Below are 12,427 nucleotides of genomic sequence, written 5' to 3' on the forward strand. Positions count from 1 at the left end.
CAATTCAGTTCTTCCGTTGATACCAATTGGGGAGCGTACACCTGTGAGCCCAGTGAACGGCTGTACTGCCGTTGGCGCCGGGAATTTTCAGAACTGCTGAAACGGTCTTTCCAACCCTGGCGGTTCCAGTAATCCACATGGTAGGAGAGGATATAGACGGGTTGGCCTTGTATTCCTTCCTAATTTGTCCCATCAGTTCATCTGCGGGCGGGCAGCTTGAGCAGCCTTCTGAAGTGAACAGCTCCAGGACGGCAAAACCGTCATCCCGGGCAAAAGTCTTTGGAACAGGATTACCATTCCGAATGCCAGGACGAGCAAAAGCCTGGAATAGGAAATATGCTGTCTCCGTTTCCCCGAATTACGGTTCAGTATATAAATATTAAGGTACCACATCATAATGGAAAACGCTGCCGTAATGGCGGAGTTTACAACGGCTTCTTTCCAGTTGAAATCATGGGAAGCCAGTTGTGGAACTGAAGATAAGATCCCGAGAAATAGAGAACTTATCCAGATCACAGCCTGGATACTGTTCCGCCTGATTTCCGGTGGACCGGCCGGCAGGTCTGAAAATATGGTAAATGCTTTTTATATAAAGGGTTTCCCATGTGCAGCTTCGGGAATATCATCTTTCCATCGGTGATACGCAACAAAAAAGCCCCTTTTTCAGGAGCTTTTTATTTTTATGATTTCAGTACCGGTTAAATTCCGTCAATGATTTCATTTAATGTAACACTTGGTCTCATCGCAGCGTAAGTTTTAGGCTCATCTGCTTTGTAGTAACCGCCGATATCCTGAGGTTTGCCCTGAGCCCCGATCAATTCTTCATTGATCTTGGCTTCATTTTCCTGCATCTTAGCGGCAATAGGCTTGAATTTCTCCGCAATTTCAGCATCCGCTGTCTGCTTGGCCAAAGCTTCAGCCCAATACATGGCAAGATAAAAATGAGAACCTCTGTTATCGATCTGGCCTACCTTTCTTGCAGGGGATTTATCCGTAGCCAGGAATTTGGCATTAGCTTCATCCAGCGCATCGGCCAAAACCTGGGCCTTTTTATTTCCCTGGGTCTGTGCTAAATGCTCTAAAGAAGCCTGAAGCGCAAGGAATTCACCTAGAGAATCCCATCTCAAATATCCTTCTTCAATGAACTGCTCAATATGCTTCGGAGCAGAGCCTCCGGCACCTGTTTCAAATAAGCCGCCACCATTCATTAACGGAACAATGGAAAGCATTTTTGCAGATGTTCCAAGCTCAAGGATTGGGAAAAGGTCTGTAAGATAATCCCTAAGTACATTTCCTGAAACAGAAATCGTATCTTTTCCTTCTCTTGCTCTTTTTAATGTTTCGGTCATGGCATCCTTTACATCCATAATTCTGATGTCAAGACCTGTAGTATCGTGATCTTTAAGATATTTTTCTACTTTTTTAATGATCTCTCTGTCGTGTGCTCTTCCTTTATCTAACCAGAAAATCGCAGGTGTGTCAGAAAGTCTTGACCTGTTTACCGCCAGTTTCACCCAATCCTGGATAGGAGCATCTTTGGTCTGGCACATTCTGAAGATATCATCCTTCTCTACTTTTTGAGAAAGAAGGATATTTCCGTTTTCATCCTGAACTTCAATAGTTCCGTCGGCAGCAGCCTGGAAAGTTTTGTCATGGGAACCGTATTCTTCAGCTTTCTGAGCCATTAAGCCTACGTTCGGAACGGAACCCATGGTCGTAGGATCCAGTTTTCCGTGGGCTTTCATATCATCGATTACGGCCTGATAAAATCCGGCGTAAGAGCGGTCCGGAATGATAGCAACAGTATCTTCCTCCTTACCGTCTTTGTTCCACATTTTGCCTCCTCCTCTTACCAAAGCAGCCATAGATGCGTCAACGATGACATCGGAAGGAACATGGAAGTTGGTAATTCCTTTGTCGGAATTCACCATTGCCACTCTTGGCCCTTCAGCAAGCGCCTTTTCAATATCTGCTTTGATCTCCGCTTCCTGTGCGCTTCCTTTGATTTTTTCAAAAAGATCGGCAAGGCCGTTGTTAGGATTGATATCTAAGGATTTGAAAGTTTCAGCATATTTTGTAAATACATCCTTGAAGAAAGTTTCTACAATAGCCCCGAAAATAATAGGGTCTGAAATTTTCATCATTGTAGCTTTCAGGTGGGCGGAAAGAAGCACATTTCTGTTTTTAGCCTCATCAATAGCTTTCTGAACGAATGCTTTTAGCGCTTTTAAACTCATTACCGAAGAGTCGATAACCTCTCCTGCCTGAAGGCTGGCAAAGTCTTTCAGTACAGTTTCAGAGCCGTCATTTCCTTTGAATACGATTCTGAATCTGGTGGCATTTTCCACTGTGGTTGAAGTCTCGGTTCCGTAGAAATCTCCGTTATCCATATGAGCCACATCCGTTTTGCTGTCAGAAGCCCAGTCACCCATTCTGTGCGGGTTGGCTTTTGCATAATTTTTAACAGCTTTTGGAGCTCGTCTGTCAGAATTTCCTTCTCTCAACACAGGGTTTACGGCACTTCCCAAAACCTTGGCATATCTGGCTTTGATCGCTTTTTCCTCATCATTTTTAGGTTCTGCAGGGTAGTTTGGAACCGCGAAGCCCTTAGACTGTAATTCTGCGATCGCCTCATCCAGCTGAGGAACGGAAGCTGAAATATTAGGTAATTTGATGATGTTGGCTTCCGGTTTTGTAGCCAGTTCTCCCAGCTCTGCCAAAGCATCACCCGTTTTCTGATCATCTTTTAGAAATTCAGGGAAGTTGGCCAGAATCCTTCCTGCCAAAGAAATATCCGGAACAGCAATCTCAATATCTGCCGATTGGGTAAATGCTTTTACGATAGGTAAAAACGAGTGTGTAGCCAGCATTGGAGCCTCATCCGTTAATGTGTAGTAGATTTTTGATTTGTCTGACATTATACTGTTATTTATTATTTGATTTTTAAGACTCACAAATTTAGTTAAAATTTAATTTTTTCAGATTAATCCTGATAAGATTTTCCACTTTAAGAATTATTTAACCTTTATCTGAAATAAAAAACCTTCATTTTTAACTAAATTTGGAGAGAAAACTTAAAAATAAAAATATGTCGACAATCACTTTAAAAGGAAACGAAGTACATACCATAGGAAGCCTTCCTTCAATTGGAACTACCATCAGGGATTTTGCTCTGGTGGATTCAGCGTTGAATGTGAAAGTACTTTCGGATTTTGACGGAAAGAAAAAAGTATTCAATATTTTCCCGAGCATTGATACGGGAGTGTGTGCGGCTTCAGCAAGAAAGTTCAATGAAGAAGCTTCCAAGCTGGAAAATACCGTAGTGATCAATGTTTCTAAAGATTTACCTTTTGCCCTGGGCAGATTCTGTGCCGCTGAAGACCTGGATAATGTTGAAACATTGTCGGACTTCAGAGGAAGCTTCGGTGATGATTATGAAGTGACCATTACAGATTCCCCGATGAAAGGATTGCTGAGCCGTGCCGTGATCGTTACCGATGCGGATAATAAAGTGGTTTATACGGAACAGGTTTCGGAGATCGCGAATGAGCCTGACTATGAAGCTGCCATTTCAGCATTAAAATAAGATCTGTATCCATTTTCTGACACGCTGAAACCGGATCAGGACATGAATACATAAGCCCTGTGGGAATTATTCACAGGGCTTTTTCAGCAATACTATTAAAAGCCGTCATGGTAAAAAGAATTGTAGTTAATGTTAAAGGAGATGAGATAGCGAAGGCTCACCATTTCTATCAGGATATTCTGGACCTTGAGATCCTGATGGATCACGGTTGGATTGCAACTTTCGGGAATGATGAAAAGGCAAAGGTACAGATCAGTTTTGCGACTCAGGGAGGAAATGGTACCGAAGTGCCGGACTTTTCTGTGGAGGTAGACAATGTGGACGAAATGTATAAAAAAATGAAAGACTCCGGCTTTGAGATTGTTTATGATATTATCAATGAACACTGGGGTGTACGGAGATTCTTTGTAAAAGATCCGTTTGGGCGTCTGGTCAATATCCTTTCTCATCAATAATGCATCAATATGAAAGCTGAACAGATTATTCCTATCCTCAGGATTTTTGATTATCAGAAAACCGTTGAATTTTATATCGATTGGTTAGGTTTTGAAATTGTCTGGGAGCACCGGTTTGAAGACAATGCTCCTGTTTATATAGAAGTAAGAAAGGACGGCATTGTATTGCATTTAAGTGAGCATCACGGTGACGGAACACCGGGAATCCGGGTTTTTATCTGGGGTGAAGGTATCCCGGAATACCATAAAGAGCTGATCAACAGGGAATATCGGTACAACCGCCCGGGTCTGGAAAAGACTTTTTATAATGCGGTTGCCTTTACGGTGGATGATCCTTTCGGAAATAAAATCATCTTTAATGAAAAGTTTGATGAAGAGAAACATAAAGCTGTCGGATTTTACTCGATCTATTGATCACAGATCGTTCAATTCCAATTTTTACTGTAATATTGATTTGGATCATCAAAATTTTATCATAATAAAGCTATCTTTACACTATAAATGAAACGTTCAGGAACTGCAGATCTACCTCTTCACTATGGCAAAGTACCGCCATGGCTGTATGAGCGCATGTCTGCCCTCGGGCTTTCCATTATTGAAGTTATCCTCTCGGATTACGGTAAAGATGAGGTGCTCCGCAGACTGGCGGACCCTTTCTGGTTCCAGAGCTTTGGTGCCGTATTGGGGATGGACTGGCATTCATCGGGGATCACCACTTCCGTAATGGGGGCTTTAAAACGTTCCATCAATCCAAATTCACAAGCGTTAGGGCTCTACATTTGTGGTGGAAAAGGAAAGTTTTCGAGAGAAACTCCTTCAGAGCTGATCCGGATCGCTGATAAGACAGGCCTGAACGGAGATGAACTGGTAAAAGCCAGCAAGCTTTCAGCAAAAGTGGATAATACGGCCATCCATGATGGCTACCAGTTATATCTGCATAATTTCATTTTATCCGACAATGGCAGCTGGAGTGTTGTACAGCAGGGAATGCACGAATCTGACGGGACAGCAAGGCGCTATCACTGGCACTCGGAAAACTTAAAATCATTTGTTGAAGAGCCCCACACAGGAATCAACGGAATTTCAAGAGGCAGGATCCTCAACCTTACCGATGCTGAAGCCTCGGAAAACCGGAAAGGAATCCTTGAGATCTCCCATACGGACTCTGCTGAAGTGATGAAGGATTTTTCAAAACTGATCCTTCCCAATCACCACGATGTTCAGGCGTCAGATGTAGATTTAAAACGGCTGGGGGCACTTTTATATGTTACCAGGGAACAGCAGCCCCGGAATTTTGAAGAATTGCTGATGCTGGAAGGTGTAGGCCCCAGAACCATGCAATCCCTGGCTTTAGTAAGCGAAGTGATTCACGGAGCGCCGTCACGGTTTACAGATCCCGCAAGATTCTCCTTTGCCTATGGAGGAAAAGACGGGCATCCTTTCCCGGTGCCGACCAAAGTATATGATGAAAGCATCAATATTATCAGGAAAGGAATTGAAAAATCCAGGCTGGGAAATTCAGATAAACTGAAAACTCTGAACAAGCTTCATCAGGTGATTGCCGCAACGGAAAAAGACTTTACCCCTGATTTTGATGTTCAGCAGGTTATTGAGGAAGAAAGACAAAATTCCTGGAGATTTGGCGGTAAAACCGTTTTTGGTGATGCCCGGAAACCTGCCCATCCGAAGCCGATTCAATTGTCCCTGTTTTAATTTCCTCATTGCTATTATTTCGCCTCCTCTTTTAATCTGACAATAATCTATATTTGTTTGTGGCATTATGTTTCTTTAAACCTCTAAAAAAGCTCAGAATTTAAATAATTGCTTTTATTTGATTTATTTTAGCAAATTTTTGTAGTGAATCTAATAAAAATTTTATTTTTAAGGTCTTAAAAGACGGCCTGATGAGCAACAAAGCTTTAGAGATCTGTTATGATTTCCCCTTTTTCCTGCCTGAGGAGCTTGATGAAATATTTCAGGCCCATGAAAAAATAGTGTTTCAGAAAGGTGAAACGATCCTTGAAGAAGGAAAAGTGGCCAATGAATATTATATTCTTGAAAAAGGCCTGGCCCGCTCATTTGTAAATGATTTCAACGGAAATGAGGTAACTACCCATTTCTTCGCAGAAAATGAAATTATCATTGAAGTATCATCACTCTTCCAAAGAATTCCTACACAGGAAAATATAGTGTGCATTACCGATTGCGAATGCCGCAAAATGAATTATGAAGTATTTCAGGAGTTATTTCATAAAATCCCGAATCTCAGGGAGTGGGGAAGGGCGTGGATGTCCCAGCAGCTTTTTGTCTACAAGCAGCGTTCCGTAGAGATGTTTACCCTTTCCGCCACAAAACGGTACCTGAACCTGCTGGAACAGAAGTGTCAGGTCATTCAGTTTGCCCCCTTGAAGCAGATCGCCTCCTATCTGGGAGTTACGGATACCTCTTTAAGCAGAATCCGTAAGGAACTGGTTTCTCATCCAAAGAAAAATTAAATCTTGTCTTATGGCAAGTTGATTTTCATCACGACTTGGTAATTTTGGTTAAAAGTTTAACATTAAAATTACAAAAATGGAAATCAATCAAATTTATGTCAATCTTCCGGTTAAAGATATCCATAAAACAAGAGAATTCTGGACCAAATTAGGCTTTGCAATCAACGAACAGTTTTCTGATGAAAAAGCGGTTTGTGTGGTCATGAAGGAAAATCATATCTATACCATGTTTCTGAAAGAGGAGTTTTTTCAGACCTTCACCAACAGGCCTTTTGCAAAAGGTGATACCACCCAGGTACTTCTTGCCATCGGTGCGAACAGCCGTGAAGAAGTAGATAATATGGTGCACAGACAGCCATAGAAAATGGAGGCTCAAAATATAGCGAGCCGCAGGATCACGGATGGATGTATCAGAATGCCTTTTCAGATCTTAACGGGCATCAGTGGGAAGTGATGTTTGCTGATATGTCTAAAATTCCGACAGAATAAAATTTTAAAAAATAAAGCAAACATTAAAAAATTACAGAATGAAAATCAATCAGATTTATATCAACCTTCCCGTTAAGGATATTCAAAAAACCAAAGAATTCTGGACAAATGTCGGATTTCCTATCAACGAACAGATTTCAGACGAGAGAGCAGCCTGTATTGTAATGGGTGACAATATGTACGTGATGTTTTTAACCGAGGAATATTTTCAGACTTTTTCCGAGAGACCAACCCCAAAAGGGGATACAACCCAGGTTTTGGTTGCCGTTGGCTTAAACAGCCGTGAAGAGGTTGACCAGGTTGTAAACGCTGCTGTGGCCAACGGAGCTTATCAGCATGAGAAGCCGCAAGATCACGGCTGGATGTATCAAAATTCTTTTTGGGACATCAACGGGCACGGCTGGAATGTGATCTTTGCCGATGCCTCAAAGATCCCGTCTGAATAATTCTGTTCCCATGAAAAATGATATTGAATTTGTAAAAAATCAAATATTCAGCAATTACAAAGTAATTTCGATGAATATTGAAGGAATCACCAATGAAGAAGCGATAATTTTCCCCAATGGTGAAGCAAATTGTATGAACTGGATCTTAGGATATTTGATCTATATAAGAAATCCATTACTGAATATTTTGGGCGAAGAATCCGTTTGGGATGGCGAAAAATTTTCATGCTATAACAGAGGGGAAATCGCTTTGGAAAGAAAGGATGACTTTGCTTCTTTTGAAGAATTGAAATCTTATTTAAAGCGGTCCCAGGACAAGCTGGAATCAAAGCTTAATAGCATTGAAAGTTTTAATTCCGAAAGTATTAATGATATCTCAACGTTATGCCTTCATGAAATATATCACGGCGGGCAATTAGGCTACCTGAGGAGGATACTGGGAAAACCGGGAGCTATAAAATAAAACACTAAAAAAATCAAAAAAATGGATACACCGAAATCAAAGAAATTAGATGTAATTATCCCTGCATTTAGAGGACATAGCCAGAATTTTCTGATGGTCCTTGACGGAATTTCCGAAGAAGACGCCCTAAAAAGAATCGAAGGAAGAACCAACCATGTGGTCTGGATGGCCGGAAATTTCCTGGATATGCGTTATGCATTGGGAAATGTACTCGGGCTTAATGAAGAATTTGAATATAAAGACTTTTTCTTTCAGGGGAAAGCACTGGACGAAAGCCTGAAATATCCTTCTTTGCAGCAGCTTAAAGATGACTTTCATAAAATCTCCCCGGCTGTTTACCGCAAGCTTCTTGAAGTTTCGGATGAAGAGCTGGAAAAAGCTTTTCCAATGGGTATGAATATTGATTTTTTCCCCGAAACGGTTTTGAACTTTGTAGGAATGTGTATTGGCCGGGAGGACTATCTGTGCGGACAGCTTGGGCTGATGCGGAGAATCCTCGGCTATGAGGGAATGAAATACGATTTTGACAAAGATTTAAAGTATTAACAGATGGTTCCGGTAGAAAAAGGTTACAAAGACATCAACGGAATCAGAATATACTATGAGATTTACGGTTCCGGAAAACCTTTGGTATTGGTACACGGAGGAGGCTCGTCAATCCTGTTCGATTTCAAAGAGGTCATTTCGAGGCTTGAGGGAAAATTCCGCCTGATCGGGGTAGACCTGCAGAACCATGGCATGTCCGGACACCGGGATATTCCTGAAACATTTGAACAGGATGCCCGTGATGTGGCGGCGCTTTTAAAAGAGCTCAAGATTGAAAAAGCTTCGTTCTGGGGATTCAGCAATGGCGGGAATACTGTGATGCAGATCGTACACCTTTATCCGGAGCTTGTTGAGAGCCTCATCATTGCCTCTGCCTTTTATAAAAGGAGCGGGATGATAGAAGGCTTCTTTGAAGGAATGCAGTCCGCTACTCTGGAATCAATGCCTGAGCCGCTTAAGATCAACTTCTTAAATCTGAATCCCGATTTCTCAAAGCTTGAAAATCTTTTCGATAAAGACAGCAAAAGGATGCAGAATTTCGAGGACTGGGATGAGGAGGTTCTTACGGGAATACAGGTTCCTGTCCTGTTTATTTCCGGGGATAAGGATGTGATAAGGCCGGAGCATACCGTTGAAATGTGGCGGCTGGTCAAAGGCTCACAGCTAATGATTCTTCCGGCTATCCATGGCTCTTATATGATGGCCGATTTTGAGGGGAACCTTGACACGGAGTTAATAGATCTGACAACCGGTGAGGTGGAAAAATTCCTGAATAAGATCAATGTATAACCGTTCACTATTATTTCAGCAATAAAATCAGCAATAACTTTAAAAATTAAAATCATGGCAAAACTAAATCCGTATTTAAATTTTGACGGGAAAGCAGAAGAAGCTTTCAATTTTTATAAGTCCGTTTTCGGAGGTGAGTTTTTAGGCGGGATCCATAAAATGGGCAATGCTCCCGGAACCGAGAATTTATCGGAGGAAGAAAAAAACAGGGTAATGCATATTGCGCTGCCTGTAGGTAATGATCTTTTAATGGCTTCCGATATTGTTCCCGGATTCGGGCAAAGTTTAACGGTCGGAAACAATAATTATGTTTCCATTTTCCCGGACTCCAGGGAAGAGGCCGAGAGGATTTTCAAAGGACTTTCAGAAGGCGGAAACATAGAAATGCCTCTTGAAGACCAGTTCTGGGGTGATTATTTCGGAAGCTTCCAGGATAAATATGGGGTTCATTGGATGGTGAACTATAATGAAGATTACGTAAAATAGTCTTATATTTAACTGATTATATGCGGGTAGCCGGATGAAATCCGGCTGCCCTTAACACCACTAAAAATAAATAATATGGAACCTGTTAAGATAGACATTACCATTTTAGCTCCGGTTAAAAAAGTCTGGGATTATTTCAATGACCCCAAGCATATCACAAAATGGAACTTTGCCCATGAATCCTGGCATTGTCCTTCTTCAGAAAATGATCTCAGGGTGGGCGGAAAATTCAAAAACAGAATGGAAGCCAAAGACAAAAGCTTCGGGTTTGACTTTGAAGGAACCTATGATGAGGTTATCCCTTATGAGAAGATGGCGTATCATATGGAAGACGGACGTAAGGTAGAAGTGCTTTTTGATAGGATTGATGAAGGTACAACCAAAGTTATTGAAATCTTTGATCCCGAAAAGCAGAATCCTGTGGAAATGCAAAGAGACGGCTGGTACGCTATCCTGAATAATTTTCACAAATATGTAGAAAACAATTAATAAGCTTTACATCATGATCAATTTAGTGATAATGGCAAAATGTTTAAACTCCATTTGCGCTGTTCATCATGTTGTCAAAGGAGACTTTTTACAGGGTGTAATTGCGGTACCGGCAAGGCGTGCTTTGGAAAAGGAGAAAATAGATTCTCTGGAAAAACTTTCAGATTATTCTGAAAAAGAAATCATGCAGCTACACGGTTTCGGAAAAAATGCAATGGCAAAACTTAAACGCTACATGAAGGAAAATAATGTTTCTTTTAAAGACAGCTAAATTAAAATACGTAAGTACAATCAGACCTTGTCTTATTCCAAATTAATACTAAAAAAATCAATTAAACTATAAAAAATGAATAACGATATTTTCCCGTGTCTTTGGTACGACGGGAACGCAAAAGAGTCAGCAGAATTTTACTGTAAAGTATTTGATGGGAAAATTACGGCAGATACGCCGGTTGTAATGAATATTGATATTTTCGGCCAAAAATTAATGCTTTTAAACGGAGGTCCACAGTTTGAAAAAAATCCGGCGGTTTCTTTTATGGTCATCTGCGAAACGGAGGACGAAGTTCAGAAATACTGGGATCAGTTGATTGACGGCGGAATGGCTTTAATGGCTTTAGACTCCTATTCGTGGAGCAAAAAATATGGTTGGGTTCAGGATAAATATGGCGTAACCTGGCAGATTTTCCTGGGAGAAAAGGCCAGCGATCAAAAAATGGTTCCTACCTTAATGTTTATCCACGAAAATAACGGTAAAGCGATGGAAGCAATGGAGCTATATACTAAAACTTTCCCTAACTCTAAAATCGGAAATATTTTAAGATATGGAGAGGGAAGCGAGGGGCATCCAATACCTGAACCTGCTGAAAATATTCAACATGCTCATTTTGAAATTGATGGATACAGTTTCTTCTGTATGGATAATTCTTATGATCATAAATTCGATTTCAATGAAGGTATTTCTGTGGTGGTAATGACCGATGATCAGGCTCAGACAGATCATTATTGGAATGCCTTGACCTCAAATGGAGGAAGGGAAAGCATGTGTGGCTGGCTGAAAGATAAATACGGACTAAGCTGGCAGATTGTTCCGAAAAGACTCATTCAATTAATGAGTGATCCGGATCAGGAAAAAGCCCAGAAAGTGGTTCAGGCCATGATGAAAATGCAGAAGATCATTATCAGGGATCTGGAGGAAGCCTATCAGTCCTGATAGAAGGATACCCCTGCAACTGATCACTTCCATTTCTGTCTTTCGGCTTACTGTTTGATGTGATATAGAAAAGATTTGCTTATGAAAACACAGAACAAGTCACAATCCAAATCAAAAGTTCCCGAAGAAGGCGTTTATCCTGAAATTATCAGGGAAAGCTACCAGGGAAGCCGGAAACTTGCCGGCAAGAGAGCTGTAATTTCCGGTGGAGACAGCGGTATAGGGCAGGCTGTAGCCGTTCATTTTGCCAGAGAAGGCGCTGATGTTGCCATTATCTACAAAGAAAGTGACGATGATGCCAATGAAACTAAAAAGCTTGTCGAGAAAGAAGGACAAAAGTGCATCCTGCTGAAAGGTGATGTCGCTAAAAAAAACTTCAGATCAAAATGTGTAGATAAGATCAGGAAAGAATGGGGAAGCCTGGATATCCTGATCAACAATGCAGGGATACAGTTTCCCAAGAATGATATTGAAAAGATTTCGGATGAACAGATACAGGAAACCTTTGATACCAATATCATCTCCATGATTGCCTTCACGAGAGATTTTCTACCGCTGATGGGAGAAGGAAGCAGGATCATCTGCACCACATCTGTTACGGCGTACAGGGGAAGCAATCATCTGATCGATTATTCAGCTACGAAAGGAGCCATTGCAACCTTTGTCCGTTCCCTGTCTGCAAATCTTGCAGAAAAGAAGATTCTGGTCAACGGTATTGCCCCGGGGCCTATCTGGACACCTCTCGTGAAAGAAACTTTCGATGATCTTTCCACATTTGGAAAAGATACACCGCTGAAACGGGCGGGACAGCCTTCTGAAGTTGCGCCGGCTTATGTTTTTCTGGCCTCTGAGGATGCCAGCTATATTACAGGAGAGATCATCCACATCAATGGAGGAGACTTTGTAGGAGGATGATGTAACCATAAAGCACAAGCCACAAAGTGGCTCCAAACCAGATCAGGATCTGATG

The 12,427-nt window shown here is 41.4% G+C and carries 18 protein-coding genes; 15 read left to right on the plus strand and 3 right to left on the minus strand.

Annotation, left to right across the window (positions count from 1 at the left end; all coding sequences use genetic code 11):
• Positions 1-4: 4 nt before the first annotated feature.
• The 3 genes from ABMQ40_RS16735 to ABMQ40_RS06710 form a co-directional block, all read right to left on the minus strand.
• Entirely contained in the window at positions 5-304 is a 300-nt protein-coding gene (locus tag ABMQ40_RS16735) for a DUF1223 domain-containing protein (protein WP_503128617.1), read from the minus strand.
• Positions 193-516 carry a hypothetical protein gene (locus tag ABMQ40_RS16740; protein ID WP_503128616.1) on the minus strand — a complete coding sequence of 108 codons (324 nt, stop codon included), beginning with the start codon at positions 514-516 and terminating at the stop codon, positions 193-195. The genes ABMQ40_RS16735 and ABMQ40_RS16740 overlap by 112 nt, the downstream gene beginning before the upstream one ends.
• A 182-nt stretch (positions 517-698) precedes the next feature.
• Entirely contained in the window at positions 699-2,918 is a 2,220-nt protein-coding gene (locus tag ABMQ40_RS06710) for an NADP-dependent isocitrate dehydrogenase (RefSeq protein ID WP_370897821.1), read from the minus strand.
• A 170-nt stretch (positions 2,919-3,088) separates the two neighbouring features.
• On the opposite strand from ABMQ40_RS06710, the gene tpx reads away from it, so the two are divergent.
• From tpx to ABMQ40_RS06785, 15 genes are all read left to right on the plus strand, one after another.
• On the plus strand, positions 3,089-3,586 hold the full coding sequence (tpx, locus tag ABMQ40_RS06715) for a thiol peroxidase (RefSeq protein WP_370897823.1): 498 nt from the start codon (positions 3,089-3,091) through the stop codon (positions 3,584-3,586).
• Between the two features lie 107 nt (positions 3,587-3,693).
• On the plus strand, positions 3,694-4,041 hold the full coding sequence (locus ABMQ40_RS06720) for a VOC family protein (RefSeq protein WP_370897825.1): 348 nt from the start codon (positions 3,694-3,696) through the stop codon (positions 4,039-4,041).
• A gap of 9 nt (positions 4,042-4,050) precedes the next feature.
• On the plus strand, positions 4,051-4,455 hold the full coding sequence (locus tag ABMQ40_RS06725; protein ID WP_370897827.1) for a glyoxalase superfamily protein: 405 nt from the start codon (positions 4,051-4,053) through the stop codon (positions 4,453-4,455).
• An 87-nt stretch (positions 4,456-4,542) separates the two neighbouring features.
• Positions 4,543-5,754, plus strand: a complete 1,212-nt coding sequence (locus ABMQ40_RS06730) for a DUF763 domain-containing protein (protein ID WP_370897829.1) — start codon at positions 4,543-4,545, stop codon at positions 5,752-5,754.
• A gap of 191 nt (positions 5,755-5,945) precedes the next feature.
• Entirely contained in the window at positions 5,946-6,536 is a 591-nt protein-coding gene (locus ABMQ40_RS06735; RefSeq protein ID WP_370897831.1) for a Crp/Fnr family transcriptional regulator, read from the plus strand.
• A gap of 76 nt (positions 6,537-6,612) precedes the next feature.
• Complete coding sequence (locus tag ABMQ40_RS06740) at positions 6,613-6,897, plus strand: VOC family protein (protein WP_370897833.1); 285 nt, start codon at positions 6,613-6,615, stop codon at positions 6,895-6,897.
• Positions 6,898-7,063: 166 nt separating this feature from the next.
• Positions 7,064-7,471 carry a VOC family protein gene (locus ABMQ40_RS06745; protein ID WP_370897835.1) on the plus strand — a complete coding sequence of 136 codons (408 nt, stop codon included), beginning with the start codon at positions 7,064-7,066 and terminating at the stop codon, positions 7,469-7,471.
• Positions 7,472-7,481: 10 nt separating this feature from the next.
• Positions 7,482-7,934, plus strand: a complete 453-nt coding sequence (locus tag ABMQ40_RS06750) for a DinB family protein (RefSeq protein ID WP_370897837.1) — start codon at positions 7,482-7,484, stop codon at positions 7,932-7,934.
• Positions 7,935-7,955: 21 nt separating this feature from the next.
• On the plus strand, positions 7,956-8,480 hold the full coding sequence (locus ABMQ40_RS06755) for a DinB family protein (protein WP_370897839.1): 525 nt from the start codon (positions 7,956-7,958) through the stop codon (positions 8,478-8,480).
• Between the two features lie 3 nt (positions 8,481-8,483).
• Entirely contained in the window at positions 8,484-9,269 is a 786-nt protein-coding gene (locus ABMQ40_RS06760) for an alpha/beta fold hydrolase (RefSeq protein ID WP_370897841.1), read from the plus strand.
• Between the two features lie 54 nt (positions 9,270-9,323).
• Positions 9,324-9,755 carry a VOC family protein gene (locus ABMQ40_RS06765; RefSeq protein WP_370897843.1) on the plus strand — a complete coding sequence of 144 codons (432 nt, stop codon included), beginning with the start codon at positions 9,324-9,326 and terminating at the stop codon, positions 9,753-9,755.
• Between the two features lie 75 nt (positions 9,756-9,830).
• On the plus strand, positions 9,831-10,244 hold the full coding sequence (locus ABMQ40_RS06770; RefSeq protein ID WP_370897845.1) for an SRPBCC family protein: 414 nt from the start codon (positions 9,831-9,833) through the stop codon (positions 10,242-10,244).
• A 31-nt stretch (positions 10,245-10,275) separates the two neighbouring features.
• The gene (locus tag ABMQ40_RS06775) at positions 10,276-10,515 is read left to right on the plus strand and encodes a helix-hairpin-helix domain-containing protein (RefSeq protein ID WP_370897847.1); all 240 of its coding nucleotides are present in this window, start codon (positions 10,276-10,278) and stop codon (positions 10,513-10,515) included.
• A gap of 75 nt (positions 10,516-10,590) precedes the next feature.
• Positions 10,591-11,457 (plus strand): VOC family protein, encoded by an 867-nt coding sequence (locus ABMQ40_RS06780; protein WP_370897849.1) that lies wholly within the window; start codon positions 10,591-10,593, stop codon positions 11,455-11,457.
• An 81-nt stretch (positions 11,458-11,538) separates the two neighbouring features.
• Positions 11,539-12,372: an SDR family oxidoreductase gene (locus tag ABMQ40_RS06785; RefSeq protein ID WP_370897851.1), complete on the plus strand. Its 834-nt coding sequence runs from the start codon at positions 11,539-11,541 to the stop codon at positions 12,370-12,372.
• The last annotated feature ends 55 nt before the right edge of the window (positions 12,373-12,427 follow it).

Source organism: Chryseobacterium gossypii (assembly GCF_041361455.1).
Lineage (GTDB): Bacteria > Bacteroidota > Bacteroidia > Flavobacteriales > Weeksellaceae > Chryseobacterium > Chryseobacterium gossypii.